The 18,994-nt window shown below is 67.8% G+C and carries 26 protein-coding genes; 14 read left to right on the top strand and 12 right to left on the bottom strand.

Going from position 1 to position 18,994, the window contains the following annotated elements; all coding sequences use genetic code 11:
- Positions 1-200 precede the first annotated feature (200 nt).
- Together WC493_RS02410 and WC493_RS02405 are read left to right on the top strand one after the other, a co-directional pair.
- Complete coding sequence (locus WC493_RS02410; protein WP_373062140.1) at positions 201-617, top strand: helix-turn-helix domain-containing protein; 417 nt, start codon at positions 201-203, stop codon at positions 615-617.
- Positions 618-711: 94 nt separating this feature from the next.
- Positions 712-1,332 carry an acyl-homoserine-lactone synthase gene (locus WC493_RS02405; RefSeq protein ID WP_373062138.1) on the top strand — a complete coding sequence of 207 codons (621 nt, stop codon included), beginning with the start codon at positions 712-714 and terminating at the stop codon, positions 1,330-1,332.
- Between the two features lie 29 nt (positions 1,333-1,361).
- Here the strand turns inward: WC493_RS02405 and WC493_RS02400 are convergent, their stop codons facing one another.
- From WC493_RS02400 to WC493_RS02390, 3 genes are read right to left on the bottom strand one after another with little or no spacing between them, the layout of a single operon-like run.
- Entirely contained in the window at positions 1,362-2,072 is a 711-nt protein-coding gene (locus tag WC493_RS02400; RefSeq protein ID WP_373062136.1) for a LuxR family transcriptional regulator, read from the bottom strand.
- Positions 2,073-2,089: 17 nt separating this feature from the next.
- Positions 2,090-2,425: a hypothetical protein gene (locus WC493_RS02395; protein WP_373062134.1), complete on the bottom strand. Its 336-nt coding sequence runs from the start codon at positions 2,423-2,425 to the stop codon at positions 2,090-2,092.
- A gap of 52 nt (positions 2,426-2,477) precedes the next feature.
- Entirely contained in the window at positions 2,478-3,005 is a 528-nt protein-coding gene (locus tag WC493_RS02390) for an opioid growth factor receptor-related protein (protein WP_373062132.1), read from the bottom strand.
- Between the two features lie 109 nt (positions 3,006-3,114).
- Between WC493_RS02390 and WC493_RS02385 the strand changes: the two genes are divergently transcribed.
- Entirely contained in the window at positions 3,115-5,220 is a 2,106-nt protein-coding gene (locus tag WC493_RS02385) for a DUF4139 domain-containing protein (protein ID WP_373062130.1), read from the top strand.
- 89 nt (positions 5,221-5,309) lie between these two features.
- Positions 5,310-5,846 carry a hypothetical protein gene (locus WC493_RS02380; RefSeq protein ID WP_373062128.1) on the top strand — a complete coding sequence of 179 codons (537 nt, stop codon included), beginning with the start codon at positions 5,310-5,312 and terminating at the stop codon, positions 5,844-5,846.
- On the opposite strand, the gene WC493_RS02375 is transcribed toward WC493_RS02380, so the two are convergent.
- From WC493_RS02375 to WC493_RS02360, 4 genes are all read right to left on the bottom strand, one after another.
- The gene (locus tag WC493_RS02375; protein ID WP_373062126.1) at positions 5,785-6,477 is read right to left on the bottom strand and encodes a lysoplasmalogenase; all 693 of its coding nucleotides are present in this window, start codon (positions 6,475-6,477) and stop codon (positions 5,785-5,787) included. The genes WC493_RS02380 and WC493_RS02375 overlap by 62 nt on opposite strands.
- A 1-nt stretch (position 6,478) precedes the next feature.
- On the bottom strand, positions 6,479-7,309 hold the full coding sequence (locus WC493_RS02370; RefSeq protein ID WP_373062124.1) for an SDR family NAD(P)-dependent oxidoreductase: 831 nt from the start codon (positions 7,307-7,309) through the stop codon (positions 6,479-6,481).
- Positions 7,310-7,390: 81 nt separating this feature from the next.
- On the bottom strand, positions 7,391-8,572 hold the full coding sequence (locus WC493_RS02365; protein WP_373062122.1) for an acetyl-CoA C-acyltransferase: 1,182 nt from the start codon (positions 8,570-8,572) through the stop codon (positions 7,391-7,393).
- 96 nt (positions 8,573-8,668) lie between these two features.
- Positions 8,669-9,619, bottom strand: coding sequence for an MBL fold metallo-hydrolase (locus tag WC493_RS02360; RefSeq protein ID WP_373062120.1), 951 nt, complete (start codon positions 9,617-9,619; stop codon positions 8,669-8,671).
- Positions 9,620-9,751: 132 nt separating this feature from the next.
- On the opposite strand from WC493_RS02360, the gene WC493_RS02355 reads away from it, so the two are divergent.
- Together WC493_RS02355 and WC493_RS02350 are read left to right on the top strand one after the other, a co-directional pair.
- A complete protein-coding gene (locus WC493_RS02355; RefSeq protein ID WP_373062118.1) occupies positions 9,752-10,150 on the top strand; it encodes a PaaI family thioesterase in 399 nt (132 codons plus the stop codon).
- Entirely contained in the window at positions 10,147-10,710 is a 564-nt protein-coding gene (locus WC493_RS02350) for a Smr/MutS family protein (protein WP_373062116.1), read from the top strand. The genes WC493_RS02355 and WC493_RS02350 overlap by 4 nt, the downstream gene beginning before the upstream one ends.
- A 6-nt stretch (positions 10,711-10,716) precedes the next feature.
- On the opposite strand, the gene WC493_RS02345 is transcribed toward WC493_RS02350, so the two are convergent.
- The gene (locus WC493_RS02345) at positions 10,717-11,169 is read right to left on the bottom strand and encodes a nuclear transport factor 2 family protein (protein WP_373062114.1); all 453 of its coding nucleotides are present in this window, start codon (positions 11,167-11,169) and stop codon (positions 10,717-10,719) included.
- Positions 11,170-11,242: 73 nt separating this feature from the next.
- On the opposite strand from WC493_RS02345, the gene WC493_RS02340 reads away from it, so the two are divergent.
- The 3 genes from WC493_RS02340 to WC493_RS02330 all read left to right on the top strand — a co-directional run bounded on the left by WC493_RS02340 (position 11,243) and on the right by WC493_RS02330 (position 13,259).
- A complete protein-coding gene (locus tag WC493_RS02340; RefSeq protein WP_373062112.1) occupies positions 11,243-11,788 on the top strand; it encodes a winged helix-turn-helix transcriptional regulator in 546 nt (181 codons plus the stop codon).
- Positions 11,785-12,666 (top strand): alpha/beta fold hydrolase, encoded by an 882-nt coding sequence (locus tag WC493_RS02335; RefSeq protein ID WP_373062110.1) that lies wholly within the window; start codon positions 11,785-11,787, stop codon positions 12,664-12,666. The genes WC493_RS02340 and WC493_RS02335 overlap by 4 nt, the downstream gene beginning before the upstream one ends.
- Before the next feature lie 359 nt (positions 12,667-13,025).
- On the top strand, positions 13,026-13,259 hold the full coding sequence (locus WC493_RS02330) for a hypothetical protein (RefSeq protein WP_373062108.1): 234 nt from the start codon (positions 13,026-13,028) through the stop codon (positions 13,257-13,259).
- A gap of 207 nt (positions 13,260-13,466) precedes the next feature.
- Here WC493_RS02330 and WC493_RS02325 read toward each other — a convergent pair whose 3' ends face one another.
- Positions 13,467-13,949, bottom strand: coding sequence for a hypothetical protein (locus WC493_RS02325; RefSeq protein ID WP_373062106.1), 483 nt, complete (start codon positions 13,947-13,949; stop codon positions 13,467-13,469).
- An 11-nt stretch (positions 13,950-13,960) separates the two neighbouring features.
- Entirely contained in the window at positions 13,961-14,725 is a 765-nt protein-coding gene (locus WC493_RS02320; RefSeq protein ID WP_373062104.1) for a DUF1295 domain-containing protein, read from the bottom strand.
- Positions 14,726-14,819: 94 nt separating this feature from the next.
- Between WC493_RS02320 and WC493_RS02315 the strand changes: the two genes are divergently transcribed.
- The 3 genes from WC493_RS02315 to WC493_RS02305 are packed head-to-tail and all read left to right on the top strand — an operon-like array spanning position 14,820 to position 16,057.
- Positions 14,820-15,392, top strand: a complete 573-nt coding sequence (locus WC493_RS02315) for a TetR/AcrR family transcriptional regulator (protein WP_373062102.1) — start codon at positions 14,820-14,822, stop codon at positions 15,390-15,392.
- A gap of 40 nt (positions 15,393-15,432) precedes the next feature.
- A complete protein-coding gene (locus WC493_RS02310) occupies positions 15,433-15,663 on the top strand; it encodes an AbrB/MazE/SpoVT family DNA-binding domain-containing protein (RefSeq protein WP_373062100.1) in 231 nt (76 codons plus the stop codon).
- Positions 15,653-16,057, top strand: coding sequence for a PIN domain-containing protein (locus WC493_RS02305; RefSeq protein ID WP_373062098.1), 405 nt, complete (start codon positions 15,653-15,655; stop codon positions 16,055-16,057). The genes WC493_RS02310 and WC493_RS02305 overlap by 11 nt, the downstream gene beginning before the upstream one ends.
- On the opposite strand, the gene hslU is transcribed toward WC493_RS02305, so the two are convergent.
- Both hslU and hslV read right to left on the bottom strand, forming a co-directional pair.
- The gene (hslU, locus tag WC493_RS02300; RefSeq protein WP_373062096.1) at positions 16,047-17,354 is read right to left on the bottom strand and encodes an ATP-dependent protease ATPase subunit HslU; all 1,308 of its coding nucleotides are present in this window, start codon (positions 17,352-17,354) and stop codon (positions 16,047-16,049) included. The two genes, WC493_RS02305 and hslU, sit on opposite strands and share 11 nt — an antisense overlap.
- The gene (hslV, locus tag WC493_RS02295) at positions 17,351-17,899 is read right to left on the bottom strand and encodes an ATP-dependent protease subunit HslV (protein ID WP_373062094.1); all 549 of its coding nucleotides are present in this window, start codon (positions 17,897-17,899) and stop codon (positions 17,351-17,353) included. The genes hslU and hslV overlap by 4 nt, the downstream gene beginning before the upstream one ends.
- A 168-nt stretch (positions 17,900-18,067) precedes the next feature.
- Here hslV and ddpX point away from each other — a divergent pair, with 168 nt between their 5' ends.
- Together ddpX and WC493_RS02285 are read left to right on the top strand one after the other, a co-directional pair.
- Positions 18,068-18,577, top strand: a complete 510-nt coding sequence (gene ddpX / locus WC493_RS02290; protein ID WP_373062092.1) for a D-alanyl-D-alanine dipeptidase — start codon at positions 18,068-18,070, stop codon at positions 18,575-18,577.
- Positions 18,578-18,596: 19 nt separating this feature from the next.
- A complete protein-coding gene (locus tag WC493_RS02285; protein ID WP_373062090.1) occupies positions 18,597-18,992 on the top strand; it encodes a Rap1a/Tai family immunity protein in 396 nt (131 codons plus the stop codon).
- The last annotated feature ends 2 nt before the right edge of the window (positions 18,993-18,994 follow it).

The raw sequence follows: 18,994 nt of genomic DNA, 5'->3' as shown, positions 1-18,994 counted from the left end.
GCAGCCGCCGGTCCGCAGGCGCCGGAATCCCGGGCTTCCTGCCCGCTCGTTCCGGGCAAATGTAGAATTCGACTGCGGCTTACTCGCAAATGCCCCCGGGCCGAAGCCCGGCCGGGCGGCGAAAAACCCCTCTGATCAGAGGGGGGCGGCAAGTTGCGGGGTAGCGCACCCTTGATTCTCTCTTGCGGGCACGGGAGGCCATGGTGGCGCTGGAATTCGATCTCTCTCTTCTCTCTGCGGAACGCTCCGTCGGCCAGTGGCTGCGGGGCCTGCGCGCCGTGCGCGGCTATTCGTCGAATCTGGTCGCGGAACGCGCCGGGCTCGCCGTCGAACGCCTGGAAGCGATCGAGGCGGGAACCGCGGAACGGCCGGAACTGCGGGAAATGGCGGCCATCCTGCGCGCCATCGACGGCCGCCTGGTCGAACGCCTGGTGCAATTCGCCACCACCCTCGGCGCCTCCGCCGTCTCGATCGACGACGCCAGCGAATTGTCCCATCTGGCCAGCCGCATCGTCGCCGCCTTCGGCTGCGTGTCCTCTACCGCGACCCGCGGTGCCGTCGCCGATCTGCTCGAGGCGGTCGCCGGCTATGGCGCGGCGCACCGGCTGAACGCCTGAAGCGTCCAGAAATCTCGGAATCCCCTCTGATCAGGCAGGAGAAACGAACAAACTAAAAATTGTCTCATGAACCGTCACAACTTGGAGACGTTTCATGATCGATGTCATCGGCCCTTGGAATCGCGCCCATCATCAGGCCACCCTCGACGCCATGTTCCGCCTGCGTCACCAGGTTTTCGTCGAGGAATTGGGCTGGCACCTGCCGCTCGCCCGGGACGGCATGGAAAGCGACCAGTTCGACGGTCCACGCACGGTCTATCTGGTCTATCGCGACGCGCTCGGCCGGGTCGCCGGCTCGATGCGCCTGATCCCGACCACCGATCCCCATGTCCTGGGCGACGTCTTCCCGCAGCTCTGCTCAGGCCCGGTGCCGCGCAGCCCGGCAATCTACGAAAGCAGCCGGAGCTGTATCGCCGGCTTCGCCCGCTCGGGTGATGCCCAGGGCACGATCTGGGGAGCCCTGACCTGCGGCATGATCGAATTCGCCATGCTGCGCGACCTCGACTGCATCACCGCGGTGATGGAGCGGCGCATGGTCGCCATGGCCAAGGTGGCGAACTGGGAGCTCGAGGTGCTGGGTCCGGTGCTGGAAATCGCGGGCACCGATGTGGTCGGCGTGCGCATGCCGATCGACCCCGCCGCACTGGACACCGTGCGCCGCCAGCGCCGGGTGCCCGATCCCGTGCTGCAGCTCCGTTTCGCCGCGGCCGCCTGAACGGCCCGGACGGCGTGCCGGACCGGCGATCAGGGGGCGACTTCGCCCATCTTGATCGCCATCATCAAGGCTACCGTCCGGCTGGCGGTGCCGTATTTCTTCTTGGCGTTCTCGATGTAGTAGTGAACCGTCGCCTCGCTCAAGCCGATGATCTGGCTGATCGCCCAGTCGGACTTGCCGGCGCTCACCCATTGCAGGCATTCGCGCTCGCGCTGGGTCAGGGTCGGCAGGTCCGGGGTCTGGGCCGCCCGCACCAATTGGTGGGCGCGGCCCAGCACGGCCAGCGACAGATGGGAAATCAGGCGGCGCACCCGGGGATCGCCGTCCACCTCGGTGCCGGCGAAGGTCAATTCCGCCCGGTAACCGCCCGGCCCGTGCAGCGGCACGGTCAGGCCGTGGCGCAGGCCGAAGTCGGTCGCCTCGTTCATCACCCGGCGCGCCGAAGGCTTCACCCCCTGCGACGCCTCGGCCCAGGTGAAGGGCAGCAATTCGGTCGCCGCGCGGCGGAACACCGGGTCCACCACGGCGAAATTGCTGGCCACGTAATGGTCGACCCAGGGCTGCGGCATCCGCAGGATCATCAGGGCGTCCGCGGGCAATTGATTCACCCGCGGGATTTCCATGCAGGCGCCCGACTCGTAGCCGTAGCGCCGCGCCACTGCCGCCGCGATCTCGAACGCTGCCGTTGCCGACTGCGTCCCGTCGACCCTGGCGATCAGATCCAGTAAATCATCATTCACGTGCAAGCCCTGCCCGGCTAATGCCCGCGACGATTGTCCCTCGCTTCGCGCATTTCGCCAAGAGTGCGCACGTCGTCCAATAGTCGATTCATGGCTTCAATGCCATGGTCCCGGCGGATTCTTTCAACCAGGAATATCAGCATCGCCTCGAGATCGCCGATGGGTAGAGGGCGCAGGTTATGCCCGCGCTGGGTCGAGCGCCGCCACTCCTCCTCCAGGATCAGACGGAGGACACCGTCCCCATGGTCGGCCGCGATGGCCGAAGCCACCGCCCGCAGCCGTTCGGCGGCTGTCTTCTCTTCACCCGCCGGAGCCGTTTCGACGACCTCTCGGGGTATCGTGCCGCGGTTCATGGGACACCTACCAAAGGTTATCATTACAGATACACGATCAACCCCAGCGGGATCAAGGGATAGAAGACCAGCCCGCCGGCAGGCTGCCCGCGTCGCGCCAATAACGCAGGCAGAAACTCCAGGCCCCCCGCGCTTCGGCGGCCGCGATTTCGAACAGCAGCCGGCGCAAACCGTCCGCCACCGGGCCGAGACCGGTGAGGGCGAGACACCGCAACACCCGCGTCAGCCGCAAGTGATTGTGGTTGGCCGACCCCAACCAATGGTCGTATGGTCCCGGAAAATCGGCGCCTCGCGCGAATTCCGTTCCCTGGCGGACGATACCGTAGAGCCGCATCAGCGCATCGGTCGAAACCAGCAACGAATCCTGTAACGTGGGATCCGCGGCGATCCTGCGCGCCTCCGCCTCGCTCAGCGTAGGCGCGCCGGGATTGGCGCCGCTGACCTCGGGCAGGGGAAAGAGCCATTGGATGAAATCGTGCCGGGCTTCGAGCCAGCTCGCCGGCTTGGCGCGGATTTCGTCGATCAGGCGCCCTTCGTCGTCCGGCGCCCGGCCAGACAGGAAATCTGTGAGCAACGTCACTGTCCGAGCCCTCCCCTTGCGACAGCATCACGGAATGAACACCATGCCGACCTGATGCCACCATGCTTTCAAGGCAAAGCTGCGGCATTCGTGAACGGGGGAAACCACCATGCATTTCCGCACCACGCTCAGGGCGCTGCCGCTCCTGGCGACCGCCGCCTTCGGCGCTCCGGCCGGCCTCGGCTTCGGGGCCGCCGAAGCGGCCGACCTGACGCTCGACCGGGTCATGCTGTCGACCGGCGGCGTCGGCTATTTCGAATGGGAAGCCAAAGTCGACGGCGACGCCACCCTGACCCTCGACGTGCCGCTCGACCAGGTCGACGACGTCCTGAAGAGCCTGGTGGTGTTCGACGACAAGGGTGGCGTCGGCGGCATCGAACTGCCCGGCCAGCAGCCGGTCTCACAGCTTTTCCGCGACCTGCCCTTCGGGCCCGAGGCGCTCGAATCACCGATCGCCCTGCTCAATGCGCTCCAGGGCTCGGAAGTGACCGCGACCGGCGCCCGCACCCTGACCGGCCGCCTCCTCAAGGTCGAGCCGGAGACCACCACGCTGCCCTCCGGCGCCACCGTCACCCGCAACCGGGTCAGCCTGATGACCGCCGCCGGCCTGCAGCAACTGGTGCTGGAAGACGCCCAGTCGCTCGCCTTCACCGATCCTGCCCTGCAGGCCCAGGTCGACAAGGCGCTGGCCGCGATTTCCGCCGCCCATGCGCGCGATCGCCGCGGCCTGACCATTGCCGCCCGCGGCCAGGGCTCGCGCACCGTGCGCGTCGCCTATGTCGTCGCGACTCCGCTCTGGAAGACGTCCTACCGGGTCAGCCTGCCGGCCGATCCCGAGGCCGCCGCGGCCCGGCTCCAGGGCTGGGCGGTGGTCGAGAACATGAGTGGCCAGGACTGGAAGAATGTCGAGCTGACCCTGGTCTCGGGCAGCCCGGTGACTTTCCGCCAGGCCCTTTACGCCTCCTATTACGTCGACCGGCCGGAAGTCCCGGTCGAGGTCGTCGGCCGCATCCTGCCCAATGTCGATACTGGTGCCAGCCTCTATGTGGCTGGCGGCGGTGCCGCCCAGGACGACACGCGGAGCTACGACCGTTCCCGCGGTCTTTCCGCCGCCTCGGTCGGCGGCGCCCCGCCCTTGCCGGCAGCGGCCCCCGCCCCGATCATGGCCTCGCCCTATGCGGAAGCCGAGGCCAAGGCGGCAGAGCCGAGCGATTTCGCCCCCGCCTCGCCCGATGCCTCGGCCGCCTCGACCGAAGCCCTGACCCAGATCGTGTTCAAGCTCCAGGCGCCGGTCTCGGTCGCCGCCGGGCGCTCGCTCTCGGTCCCCATCATCGACCGCGACGTGCCGGCGGCCCGCCTCGCGCTCTATCAACCGGGTGTGCACCAGCGCCATCCGCTGGCCTCGATCAAGCTGAAGAACGACGGCGCCACCGGCCTGCCCCCGGGCATCCTGACCCTCTATGAAAAGGGCGAGGACGGCAGCTTCTCCTATGTCGGCGATGCCCGCCTGTCCGCCCTGCCGGCGGGCGAGGAGCGCATGATCTCCTACGCCCTCGACCAGAAAGTCCGCGTCGACCGCGCCGATACCGACGATTCGAGCTTCACCTCGGGTACCATCTCGCGCGGCGTCTTCACGGCGCAGAGCGTGGCGCGCCGCACCATGACCTTCAAGGTGGCCGCCCCGGCGCGCGAGAGCCGCAGCCTGATCCTGGAACTGCCCAAGCTCGCCGGCTATGCGCTGGTCGAGCCCAAGTCGGGGGTCGAGGAGACCGACCTCTACTGGCGCATCCCCGTCAAGCTCACGGCCGGCAAGACGGCCGAGGTCAAGGTGGTGGCCGAACGCCCGGGCACGACGACGATCGGCATCGCCGACCTCAGCGATGCCCAGATCGCCTATTATTCGGCGAGCCGGGCGGTCGACGCCAAGGCCAAGGACGTCTTCACCAAGCTGGCCGCCCTGAAACGGACCCAGGCCGAAGCCGAGCAGACGGCCGAGGCGCTGTCGTCCAAGCTGGGCGACCTGACCGAGGAACAGGCCCGGCTGCGCGCCAATCTCGACGCCGTGCCGCATGACAGCGATCTCTACCGCCGCTACCTGAAGAAGCTCGACGAGCAGGAAACCGCGATCGAGCAGCTCCAGTCCAAGATCGCCGACGCCAGGGACGTGGCCGAGGCGGCGGACAAGAAGCTGGCCGACTTCATCGCCGGCCTCTGAGCCGGCATCGTCCCGGGGGACCCGGCCGCGACCATTCGCCGGGTCCTTCCGCTGTTGCCCACCGCGGCCGGGCCGTGGATCATGCGACCATGTCGCCCGCCCGCCACCGTCTCCTCTCCGCCGGATTTTTCGCCCTCGGCATGGCCGGGGCGGCGGTCACGGCGGTCGCCCTGGTGGCGGCGCGGGAACACTGGACGGCGGGGGACTGGCCGGCCACCACCGCCGAAGTGGTCGACGCCGTGGCCGCCGGCCCGGCCGGCGAGACGGCCGCCTATCGCCTGCGCGTCCGCTTCCTGCCGCCCGGCCACGCCATGGTCGAGGCCGAGACGGTGGACGAGATCGGCGAACGTCAGCTCGCCCTCTTGCGCGAAGTGGCACCCAGCCCGGGCGGCACGGTGAAGAATCCGACCGCGCTGGTCTATTACAGCCCCGAACAAGTGGACGAAGTGCGCCTCGGCCCGCCCGGACGGGGCGACCGGCTGGCTGCGCTGGGCTTTGCCCTGGCCGGGCTGGCCGGCCTGACCGCGTCGGTCGCCGGCTTCCGCCGCGCCGCCGACTTCGTGGTCAGCCCCGCAGGATCCCGACCATCAGGAGGAACTGGCCGACGTAATAGCTCGCCCAGATGATGTGGTGGATGCCGCCGAAGGGGGTGCCGAAACGCGCCACCGCGATCAGCGCGTCCGAACCCATGAAGAGCAGGGCGCCGGCCGCGATCCAGGGCGTCGTCGCCGGCACCAGCAGGGCGCCGGAGACCATGACCAGGATCACCGCCATATAGACGCCGACCGGCCCCGCCAGCTCGCCCATCTGGCCCTTCAGCCCGACGAAGAGACCGACCGCCAGCAGGACCGCGACACCGATCACGGCGAAGCGCCAGAGCTCCGCCTGCATCGGGAACCTGGTCATCACCAGGGCGAAGATCGCGGCATAGGCGACATGGGCGCAGAGGAAGGAGCCGAGGCCGGGCACGAACCATTTCTTGTCGTCTTCGAGGGCCAGGAAAACGTCGCCCGCGGTCGACAGCACCAGGGCCGCCAGCAAGAGGAGGCCCAGCGGCGAATTGAGCGGGATCGAGATCAGCACCAGCACGGCCAGCAGGCCGACCGGCACCGCCTTCAGATAGGGCATCAGCGGGTACCAGCTCTCGCCCGCCCGCCCGAGATAGAAGATCGAGGCGAGCAGCGAGACGAGGAAGAGCCCGTAGCGGATCGCATCGAGATCGTCGCCCTTGGGGCCCAGCATGGGAACGGACAGCATCTCAGCCTCTTTCTTTGGTTTCGGCGCGCTTCGCCAGGGGATGGCGTGCCGCCATCCGGCGCAGCACGAAGCCCGGCAGATATTTGATCAATCCCGCCGTCGCCTTGTTGGCGGTGCCGTTGACCAGCACGCTCTCGCGCCCGGCCATGACGGCCGCGACCGCCTCTTCGGCGACGACCTCGGCACTCTGCCACTGCCAGCCGGGGATCGCCTTGGCGACTTCGGCGATGCCGGCGCTGGCGTGGAATTCGGTTCGCGTGAAGCCCGGGCAGGTGGCCAGGACATGGACGCCCTTGCCCCGGACTTCCGCGGCCAGGAATTCGGAGAAGCGGACGACGAAGGATTTCGCCCCGGCATAGAGGGTCGAACCCGGGATCGCCGGCACGAAAGCCGCCAGCGAGGCGACATTGAGGATGCGTCCCCAGCGCCGCGCGATCATGCCGGGCAGCAGGCGGTGGGTCAGTTCGGCCGGCGCCGTCACCATCACCTGGATCAGGTCGCGCTGGTCTTCCCAGGTAGTGTTCTCATAGGCCGGCGGCACGCCGAAACCGGCATTGTTGACCAGCATGTCGACCTGGATGCCGCGCGCCGCGATCGCCGCGACCAGGTCGGCCGGCGCCTTGGGATCGGCCAGATCGGCCGGGATCACCTCGACGGCGACGGCGAAGCGTTTCCGCAGATCTTCGGCCAGGGCGTCGAGGCGGTCGGCCCGCCGCGCGGTCAGCACCAGGGCGAAACCGCGTTTGGCCAGGGTTTCCGCGAAGGCGACGCCGAGCCCCGCCGACGCCCCGGTGACCAGGGCGGTACGCCCCTTGCCTTCGGCCTTCGCCATGTTTCCCCCGGGTCTGTGTTCCGCGCCCCCGGGCGGGGGCGGGGACGATGGGGGGCGGCCGAAACCGCCCCCCGGCAGTCGTTACAGGATCTCGAACAGGCCGGCCGCACCCATGCCGCCGCCGATGCACATGGTGACGACGCCGTATTTGGCGCCGCGCTTCTTGCCTTCGAGCAGGACGTGGCCGGTCATGCGGGCACCCGACATGCCGTAGGGATGGCCGATCGAGATGGCGCCGCCCGAGACGTTCAGCTTCTCCATCGGAATGCCGAGGCGGTCGCGGCAGTAGACGACCTGCACCGCGAAGGCTTCGTTCAGTTCCCAGATGCCGATGTCGTCGACCTTCAGGCCATGACGGGCGAGCAGCTTCGGCACGGCGAAGACCGGGCCGATGCCCATTTCGTCCGGCTCGCAGCCGGCGACCGCGAAGCCGCGGAACACGCCGAGGGGCTTCAGGCCGCGCTTCTCGGCGACCTTGGCTTCCATCAGGACGCAGGCCGAAGCGCCGTCCGAGAGCTGCGACGCATTACCGGCGGTGACGAAATTGTCCGGGCCCTTCACCGGCATCAGCTTGGCGAGACCTTCGATCGTGGTCTCCGGCCGGTTGCCTTCGTCCTTCACCAGTTCGACTTCGACGTCCGAAGTCTGGCCGGTCGCCTTGTCGAAGACCTTCATCACGGTCTTCAGCGGCACGATCTCGGCGTCGAAGGCGCCGGCCGCCTGGGCCGCCGCGGTGCGCTGCTGCGACGACAGGGAATATTCGTCCTGCGCCTCGCGGCTCACCTTGTAGCGGTGGGCGACATTGTCGGCGGTGTCGAGCATCGGCATCCAGAGCGAGGGCTTGTGCTCCATCAGCCAGTCTTCGGTGAAGTAATTGACGTTCAGATTGTTCTGAACCAGCGAGATCGACTCGAGGCCGCCGCCCACCATGATGTCGGCATTGCCGGCCATGATGGTCTGCGCTGCCAGCGCGATCGCGTTCAGGCCCGAGGAGCAGAAGCGGTTCAGCGTGGCGCCCGAGACGGTGACGGGCAGGCCGGCGCGGATCGCCGCATTGCGCGCCACATTGTGGCCGGTGGCACCTTCCGGCAGGCCGACGCCGAGATAGACGTCGTCCACCTCTTCACCGGCGAGGCCGGCGCGGGCGACCGCGTGTTTGATCACATGGCCACCCAGGGTGGCACCGTGGGTGGCGTTGAAGGCGCCCCGGAACGCCTTGCCGATGGGCGTACGGGCGGTCGAGACGATGACGGCTTCTCTCATGGCACTGGCTCTCCTCAGCTCGGGCGCTTGTCCGGCCCTTTGACTGCGCGGCCTTGATAGCCTGCGGCTTCGGGCGCGCAAACAGGAAATTTGGCCTCAGGCCCGCCGATCGCGGTGCAATTGCGCCATCCACGAAAACAGCTCGACCACATTCGGCGGATTGGAATCGCCCGAGAATTCGCGGTAGAGCGTCGCGACATTCACGGCGATCCGCTCCGCCTCGCCCCAGTCCGACCATTGGTCGAGGGCGATCGAGCGCGCCGCCTCGAAAGCGCCGAGGCCGGCATCGAAACGCGCCTTCGCCTCGTCCCTTATATGGCCGAGATAATCGCGCAGCCGAGCGACATGCGCCTTGGTCGCGAGCGGCCCGTGACCCGGCACCACGGTCTCGACGTCGAGGCCCAGGATATGGTCGCAGGCATCGATCCAATTGCCGACCGGCCCGGCCCACATCACCGGATGCCCGCTCGAAAACAGCAGGTCGCCGGTGAACACCGTCTTCGCATGGGGCACATGGACGATGGTGTCGCCCTTGGTATGCGCCGGCCCCAGTTCGACGCATTCGATGGCACGCCCGCCGGCCGCCAGGATGCAACGGGCGCAGAAGGTCTTGGTCGGCGGGCTCTCGACGACGCCGGCGAAATCGAAGGCGCCGAAAATCTCCTTGAGATAGTCGCCGAGGGGCCCGAGCTCATTCGCCGCCGCCATCATGGAGGCGAGCATGGCGGGCGGCACTTCGGCCATTTCCTCGGCGCTCGACCGGCTGGCCACGATCTCGGCGCCCTCGACCAGGGCATTGCCCCAGCAATGGTCGCCATTGGCATGGGTATTCACGACCGTGCCGATGCGCGCGCCCGGCACCGCATCCTTCATCGCCGCCAGCATCTCGGCGGTCAGGCGCTGGTCAAACAAAGTGTCGACCAGCACGGCCTCGCCGCCGTCGGCGATCAGCCCGGCGTTGGACCAGCCCCAGCCGCCGTCCGGTTGCAGCCAGGCATAGAGCCCGTCACCCAGTTCGTGCAGTCCCCGGCGATAGGTCGCAGCCATCGGATCCCCCCTCTTCGGCGGCGCGGATTGTCGGGGGGCTTGCGTCATGCGGCAATGCGAAATTGACTGTTCCAAACGCCGTCCGCGCTCTCTATGAAAATTGGACGAATTGTCATGTTCTGGGGTGATCGGATGTCTGTTGCGGAACCCGTCGTTGTCGATTGGCCCGGCTTCCTCGGCCTGATCGGGCCCGTGCGCACGGAAAAGCCCGACGGCGAGCGCTGGCTCTTCTCCTTCACCGTGGGCGAGCAGCATCTGAACCCGGGCAATGTCTGCCACGGCGGCATGCTGATGAGCTTCGCCGACCATGTGCTCGGCACCGTGGTCTGGGAGTCGATCGGCCACCGGCCCTGCTCCACCATCACGCTGAATTGCGACTTCGTCACCGCGGCCAAGCTCGGCGACCTGGTCGAGGGCGAGGCACGCATCACCCGCTCGACCCGCTCGCTCATTTTCGTCAACGGCTTGCTCACGGCCGGCGGCAAGGTGGTGCTGCAGGCGAACGGCATCTGGAAAGTGCTGGGGGCGTGAGCAAGCGGCCGGATAAGGGACCGCGCGGTCTCTATCCCGGCCGGCCCCCGACGGCCGACGAAAAAGCCCTGCTCGACGCCGCCATGTCCGGCGTCAAACCGATGAAGCGGGCGACGGTCACCCCCGCCCTGGCGCCCCTGCCCGGCGCCCGCCCCCGCCTCTCGGTCACCAGGATCGAGCATCCGCTCTCGGGCGAGGCGCCGGCCCCCGCCCATCGCATCCACGACATGGATGGCCTCAAGCAGCGCCGCCTGATGCGCGGCGAATTGAAGGTCGAAGCCCGCCTCGACCTCCACGGCCATACCCGCGACTACGCCCACCGCGCCCTCGACCGCTTCCTGATCGACAGCCACGCTGCCGGGCTCCGCACCGTGCTGATCATCACCGGCCGGGGCCGCGGCCCGATCGACCAGGCCCCCGACGGCGTGCTCCACCACATGGTGCCGCGCTGGCTCAACGCGCCGGAGCACAATCACCGCGTCCTCGGCTGGCACCCGGCGCAGCGCCGGGACGGCGGCGAAGGCGCCCTCTACGTCGTACTGCGCCGCGCCCGCGACTGAACCTTCTCAATCGACGATCGGCGGCGCCGTCGCCTCGGCCACGCCCTTGGCCGAGAGCCGTTCCAGCGTCGCCGCCAGCCCGGCCGTATCCGGGCAGATCAGCAGGCTGGTCGCCCGCCCCCAGGCCAGGCGAAGCACATGGCAGCCGCGGTTCCAGGTCCGGACTCCGTCCGTGCCCGAATTGCTCTCCCGCCATTCGGCCACCACCAGCGTGTTCCAGGGGCCGCCGGCGACCTGGATGCGCCCGACCTCGAAGCCGATGTCCGGCATCAGGCGATAGAGCCGCTCGTACCAGGCCCGCGTCGCCCCCAGGCTGCGCCGGACCCCGCCCAGCGCGCTCTCGCCCAGGAAGCCGTGCTCGAAACGGGGCGCGAAGGCGCGCAGCACGGGCTCCGCATCGCCCCGGCTGACCGCCTCGAAGAGCTGCCGCACCTTGCGGCGCACGATCGCGTGATACACGGCCACCTCCATTCAATGATTGAACTGACAATAGCGCCTTCAGTTCAATCAAACAACGGACTAGAGTCGCACCATGCAGAGAACCAGCTTCGCCCCCATGCATTGCTCGCTCGCCCGCGGCCTCGACCTGATCGGCGACTGGTGGACGCCGCTCATCGTGCGCGACCTCTTCCTCGGGCTCACCCGCTTCGACGAGCTGGCGGAAGACCTCGGCATTTCCCGCAATCTGCTGACCCGCCGCCTGGCCGCCCTGGTGAAGAACGGCATCGTCGAGAAACACGCCTATTCGAGCCGGCCACCCCGCTACGACTACCGCCTGTCGCCCGCCGGCCTCGACCTCGTGCCCATCATCGTGGCGCTCACCGCCTGGGGCGACCGCTGGGCCCCGCGCCCGGAAGGCCCGCCCGTCCTGTTCCGCCACATCCCCTGCGGTGCCGTGGTGGTGCCCGAGATCGCCTGCCCCGCTTGCCACGGGCGGATGGCAGCCGATACGATTCAGGCACTGCCGGGGCCGGGCGGCGCGATCGCGCCGGGCACCCGGGTTCTGGCTCGCCGGCTGGCCGGCCAACAAACAGAAGGCCGGCACACCGGCCTTGGGGGGAGTGGAAAGACGACATGAGCAACCTCGGCCCTTCCTCGCAGCGCTTCTACAGCCAGGGCCTGCGGCTCCATTACGTCGACTGGGGCAACGAGGAGGCGCCGCCGCTGATCCTGGTCCATGGCGGCAACGACCATTGCCGGAGCTGGGACTGGGTCGCCCAGCGCCTGGCCGACCGCTTCCATGTCATCGCGCCCGACCTGCGCGGCCACGGCGACAGCGACCACGCCCCGGGCAGCCATTACCCGACCCACGGCTTCATCCTCGACCTCGCGCAATTGATCGAGCAGCGCCGGCTGGCCCCGGTCAACATCCTGGCCCATTCCTGGGGTGGTGCGGTCAGCCTGCTCTATGCCGGGATCTATCCCGAGAATGTCGCCAAGCTGATGGTCATCGAGGGCTGGGGTCCCTCACCCGCGATCCTGGAAAAACACGCCAGCCTCGCCCCGCACGAGCGGCTGCGGCAATGGATCGAAGGCACCCGCGCCGTCGCCCGCAAACAGGCGCCGCGCTATGCCTCGATCGAGGATTGCATCGCCCGCATGAAGGCGGCCAACACCCGCCTCTCGGACGAACAGGCCCGACACCTCACCGTCCACGCCGCGGCCCAGAACGAAGACGGCAGCTATTCCTGGAAATACGACCCCTATGTCCGGGTGATCAGCCCGGTGTGGAATTCGCCCGAAGAACTGGGCCGCATCTGGTCGCGCATCGACTGCCCCGTGCTGCTGCTCCGCGGTACCGAGAGCTGGGCCAGCGACCCGGTGGCCGACGGCAAGACCGCCTGGTTCGACCAGGTCCAGGTCGAGACCTTCGAGAATGCCGGCCATTGGGTCCATCACGACCGGCTGGACGATGTCGTCGCCCTGGCGCGCCGGTTTTTTGACACTCGAATTTAGTAATAAGAAAATCAGCTTTTGAATTTCTTGTGGAATACTTGACCTCGCGTCGAGTCGTCCTATATTCGAGCCATCCGCCCTGAACCGGCGGCGCCTGGTCCCCGAGACGGACCCGCGGAATTTGATGGGAGCAGCTTGCGCCGCGTCATCCCTGCTAAAGCGCCACGACGACGGTCGTGGTTCCCCGATCTGGAGGAGTGAACCGATGAACTGGCCGATGACGACCGCCCGGACGATCCGAAAATCGCGGGCTCTCCGGCGAATGCACAACTTCTGTTGTCGCACCCGCTGAGCCCCCGTACCGACCCGAGATTGTCACGGTCCCGCGTTACAAGTGCGTGGGACGCCAGGAGAATGAAATGTCTTTCGTCACCAGCGAAGGCGTCGATTCGACGCCGGCCTTCACCATCGAAGTCGATGACGTCGTCGCCGGGCTCGCGCTCCGCGAACGCAGCGGCTTCAGCTTCGTCGCCGCCGATCCCCGCTTCCGCCTGCTCGACGGCAGCCGCTTCCGCCGCCTGCATCAGATCGAGGCGGCCGCCCGCAACGTGCTCCGCGCCAGCCTGCCGCACCGCCGGCTGCACGCCGCCTGATTCCCTGGAACCCTGCCGGCCGATGGTCCGGCCGGCCTGGGTTCCTTCCGCCGAATGAATTCATCCCCCATCCGGCGACTTTCGGGCGGCAGCAATGCCGCCCGATTTGTTTAGACTGCCGCGCAAGGCGCGGCCCGCGGCAGCAATGCCGCCCGATTTGTTTAGACTGCCGCGCAAGCGCAGCCCGCGGCCTCTCCGAGAGAGCAGTCACACGCGATCGGCGCGGTCCCGGTAATCGGCCGCCGACGCCCCGCTCGCGATTCCGGCGAGCGCCTCGCGTTTCGGCGCCGAACCGGAACCACCCACCCCGAAAGCCGGCGGCTTCAGCGGATTGATGCCGTCCTTGCGCAGCGCCGACCAGGTCCAGAGCGCGCCCAGGAAATCCGGCACCACGAAGGCGATGTAGAAGGGCCGCATGCCGAAGACCAGGATCAGGGCGACGAAGACCGGCACGATGAGGATGCGCATCTGCACCGACCAGCAGAAGAAGGGCACCACGCCCGCGCGCCCGAGGTTGCAGTAGTAATAGCCGACGATCAGCACGACGACGCCGAGGAAGCGGATCCAGTCCAGCCCCTCGATCGGAAGCTGGAGGAGGCCCAGCACCAGTTCCGGCGCCACCACCATGGGCAGGCCCGCCGCGAAGACATAGAAGGAAAAGAAGAAAATCGTCCGGGCCGATGCGCTCATCGGGGCCTCCCTCACAGCAGGCCGGGGATCACGGCCCGGCGCGATTTCGGATAGTCGGGGAAATGCTCGCGGTACCAGCGGTGATGGGCGAGCGCCCGCGGCATCAGATTGGCCAGGGTGAAGAAGACGAAGACGGCGAAGGCCGGCGTCCACACCATGAGCCCGAAGCCGCACCACCAGACGATCTCGCCGAAATAATTGGCGGCCGAGACCCAGCGGAAGGCGCCGCCCCGGGGGATGCGATAGCCGGTGAAGCCGTCACTCCTGAGGTTGATCAGGATGGTGTCGGCCTGGAAATTCACCACCCAGCCGGCGACCGCGATCACCAGGCCGACGACGAAACGGGGGTCCGAAAACCACGCCGCCGTCATCAGGTGCTCGGCATGGCCGACCGCATAGGCATTGGCGAAACCGTTCAGCAGGTTGAACAGGAAACCCATGACCACCGCGATCAGCGGGAACTGCCGGTGCGTGTCGCGCATCCGCAGGGGATAGATCAGCCCGCGATAGACATAGTGGCACTGCCACAGCCCGAAGACGAAGAGCATCACGGAAGAGGGCGAAGCCGCCGGCGGCGCCAGCAGCCAAAAGGTCAGCGCGAAGGAAAACCACTGCGGGCTCTCGAACAGGAGCCAGGCCGGCCGCGCCTTCATGGTGAAGCGCTGGCCCGGCGTCATGTGCCGACCGTAAGGCCCGGCCTGGCGGAGCGTGGTCGCCAGCGTGCCGATACCCATCAGCACGATCACCGCGAGTGCGGCCCAATAGGCGGTTTCCATCGACCGTCTCCCCCCGATCGGTTTACAAGGGCACGGTACTTGTGAAGACGAATTTGCACAATATCCTGAATTTGTGCAAATCGCGGGAATTGCCATGGCCGTCTCGAAGCGCGACCTGATCCTCCACCATGCCGCCGCCTGTTTCGCGGCCCAGGGGCTCGGCGCCACGATGAACGACATCGCCGAGGCCGCCGGCGTCTCGCGCCGCACGCTCTACAACCATTTCCCCTCGCGCGATGCCGTGCTCTCCGCCCTGGTCGAGCGCCAGTCGCTGGACTTCCTGGCCCATCTCGCCGCCGTGGTGCCACCCGCGGCGGATTTCCCCGGTTTCGTGCTGGAGTGCTGCTGCGCCATCATCCGCGAATCGCCGAAACAGCCGCTCGCCTTGCTCCACCTCGGCAACGAGGCGGGCCGGGCGGCCACGGCGCTGCATTTCGGCTCCCCCCGCCTGATCGAAGCCTGGCTCGGCTTCTTCGGCCCGCCCTATGTCGAGGCCTTGCGCCGGGGCGAGATCGATGCCGCGATCACCCTGCCCGAGTTGCTCGCCTGGGTCGGCCGGATCGTGACCTCGTTCCTGCAAGTCCAGCTCCCGGGCGAGGACGAGGCCGGAATCCGCGCCCAGATCGAGCGCTTCTTCATCCGCTCGCTGCGCCCCGCCGGGGCATGATATATATCGACCAGATGTATATCATCGGGAGACGACCACCATGCAGGTCTCGAAATGGGGCAACAGCCTGGCCATCCGCCTGCCGGCCGCGGTGGTCGAGGCGCTGGCCCTGAAGGAAGGCGACGACATCGAAGTCGTGGTCGAAGCCGAGCGGCGCTTCGCCATCGCCCGGAAGCCCGGGCGGGCGGAATTCCTGGCCCGGCTCCGCGCCTTCCGGGGCCGCCTGCCGGAAGATTTCGTGTTCGAGCGGGACGAGATCGTTGAGCGCTGACTTCCTCGACAGCAATATCCTCGCCTATACCGCCTCGGCCGATCCGGCCAAGGCCGCCCGGGCGGAAGCGCTGCTGGCGGCCGGCGGCACGATCAGCGTTCAGGTCCTGAACGAGGTCGCCCATGTCGCGCGCCGCAAGATGGGCCTGAGCTGGGCCGAGACGCGGGATTTCCTGGAAGCGCTGCGCGGCCTCCTGGGCCCGGTTGTCCCGCTCGACCTGGCGACCCATGCCGAGGCCCTGGCGCTCGGCGAGCGCTACGGCTTTTCGGTCTATGACGCCTTGATCGTGGCGGCAGCGCTCCGCGCCGGCTGCGACCGCCTGTGGACCGAGGACATGCAGGACGGCCTTCTGGTCGAAGGCCGCCTGCGCATCGCCAATCCGTTCAGAGAATGAACTTGGAGAGGTCGGTATCGGCCGCCAGCGCGCCGACATTCTTCGCCACATAGGCGGCGTCGACGGTCACGCTCTGGCCGGCGCGGTCGCTCGCGGAGAAGCTGATCTCGTCCAGCACCCGCTCCAGGATCGTGTGCAGCCGCCGGGCGCCGATATTCTCGACCGCGGCATTGACATCCGCCGCCACCTTGGCGATCTCGGCGATGCCGTCCGGGGTGAAGTCCAGCGTCACCCCCTCGGTCGCCATCAGCGCCACATATTGCCGGATCAGGCTGGTCTCGGGTTCGGTCAGGATGCGCTCGAAATCCTCCCGGCTCAGCGCCTTCAGCTCGACCCGGATGGGCAGCCGGCCCTGCAATTCGGGCAGCAGGTCCGAGGGCTTGGCGATATGGAAGGCGCCCGAAGCGATGAAGAGCACGTGGTCGGTCTTCACCGCGCCATGCTTGGTCGAGACCGTGGTGCCCTCGATCAGGGGCAGCAGGTCGCGCTGCACGCCTTCGCGGCTGACGTCGGCGCCCTGGCGCTCCGAGCGGGCACAGATCTTGTCGATTTCATCGATGAAGACGATGCCGGCGTTTTCGGTGATGCGGATCGCTTCCTGGGTGACCGATTCCTGGTCCAGGAGCTTGTCCGACTCCTCGGCCAACAGGATGGCGTGGCTGTCGTGCACGGTCATGCGCTTCGGCTTGGTGCGCCCGCCGAAGGCCTTGCCCAGCATATCCGAGAGATTGAGCATGCCGACCGAGGCCCCCGGCATCCCGGGAATATCCATCGAGCCCAAGGGCGAGGCATTGTCCGCGACCTGGACCTCGATCTCCTTGTCGTCCAATTCGCCGGTGCGGAGCTTGGCGCGGAACTTCTCCCGCGTGTCCTTCGAGGCGGTCTCGCCCACCAGGGCGTCGAGCACCCGGTTCTCGGCATTGAGTTCGGCTTTGGCGCTGACGTCGCGGCGGCGCTTTTCCCGCGTCATGGCGATCGCCACTTCGACGAGGTCGCGCACGATCTGCTCGACGTCGCGGCCGACATAGCCGACCTCGGTGAATTTGGTCGCCTCGACCTTGAGGAAGGGCGCATTGGCGAGCTTGGCCAGGCGGCGTGAAATCTCGGTCTTGCCGACGCCGGTCGGCCCGATCATCAGGATGTTCTTCGGCAGGACCTCGTCGCGCAGGTCGTCGGGGAGCTGCTGCCGGCGCCAGCGGTTGCGCAGCGCGATGGCGACGGCCCGCTTGGCCTCGTGCTGGCCGACGATGTGGCGGTCGAGTTCGGAGACGATCTCGCGCGGGGAAAATTCGCTCATGATTCGATGACTTCGACGGTGAGATTGCGGTTGGTGTAGACGCAGATGTCGGCCGCGATTTCCAGCGCCTTGCGGGCGATCACTTCCGGGTCCTGCTCGTAGGGCATCATGGCGCGCGCGGCCGAAAGGGCGTAATTGCCGCCCGAGCCGATCGCGGTGATGCCGTCCTCGGGCTCCAGCACGTCGCCGGTACCGGTCAGCACCAGGATGGTCGTGGCATCGGCGACGATCAGCATGGCTTCGAGCCGGCGCAGATAGCGGTCGGTGCGCCAGTCCTTGGCCAGTTCGACGCAGGCCCTGGTGAGCTGGTCCGGGAAGCGTTCCAGCTTGTTCTCGAGCCGCTCGAACAGGGTGAAGGCATCGGCAGTGGCGCCTGCAAAGCCGGCGATCACCTTGCCGTTGCCGATGCGGCGCACCTTGCGGGCATTGCCCTTGATCACGGTCTGGCCCAGGCTGACCTGACCGTCGCCCGCCACCACCACCTTGTTGCCCTTGCGCACGCCCAGGATGGTAGTGCCGTGCCAGGTCGGAATCTCATCGCTCAAGGGAAGATCCTTCGCGTTTTCTGTCGGCTCTTATGTAGCGATCCGGGTCGCCGCCACAAGTGACCCCTGCATAAGCCCCCTGTACAGGCCGCCGTTTGCCCGCCAGCGCGGCTCTGGCAGACTGCCGCCATGTTGACCGAGATTCTACCCGGCCCTCGCGGCCCCTTCATGACCATCGCTTACGCGACGCCGGACAATATCACCGGCCGGCCGATCTATGCCCGCGCCGCCTGCTTCCTGCATCCGAAAGCGGCCGAAGCCTTCCTGCGCGCCCAGGCGGCGGCCCGGGCGATCGGCCTCGAGCTGCTGATCTTCGACGGCTTCCGCCCGACCGAGGCGCAATGGGCACTGTGGGACGCCCTGCCGGACCCGACCTTCATCGCCGATCCCCGCCTGGGCTCGACCCATGGCCGCGGGGTCGCCCTCGACCTCACCCTGGCGACGGCGGCGGGCGAGGCGCTCGACATGGGCACCGGCTTCGACGACATGACGCCGCTCTCCTATCACGCCGCCCCGGTACCGGCGGCGGCACGGCGAAACCGGCTCACCCTGCTCGGCCTCATGGTCGAATCGGGCTTCGTGCACAATGAATTCGAATGGTGGCACTACAATCTGCCGCGGCCGGAGCGCTTTCCCCTGCTCTCCGATGCCGCGGCCGGCACCGCGATGATGCCGTAACGACAAGAGGAGACCGTCCATGCGCCTCGCCCCCCTCGCGGGCCTCGCCCTGCTGCTCGCCCCAACCCTCGCCCTTGCCGAGGAGGCGCCGCCGCGCGAAATCGCCACCGGCGCCGATTTCATGGCCGTCTGCACCGATGCCGGCCGCGCCCTGTCCAACCCGCCGGGCGACGGCAACCGCGCCGCCGCCCGCCAGTGCAAGGATTGGATGCGCAATTTCTTCCAGATCGAGGCAGCCCGGCCGACCGTGCCCAACGACCAGGTCATGTGCATCAACGGCAGCCTGAAATGGCAGGAGATCGCCGACGAAGTGCTGGGCTGGGGCAAGGGCCGCAGTGATTTCGACGCCCGGCCGGCCGATGCCCTGGTGCGCGCCGCCATGCGCGCCCGCCACCCCTGCCCCGGCGGCAACTGACC

It is taken from the genome of Zavarzinia sp., assembly GCF_041650655.1.
Classification (GTDB): Bacteria; Pseudomonadota; Alphaproteobacteria; order Zavarziniales; family Zavarziniaceae; genus Zavarzinia.
This window is presented reverse-complemented; position numbering and strand designations above follow the sequence as displayed.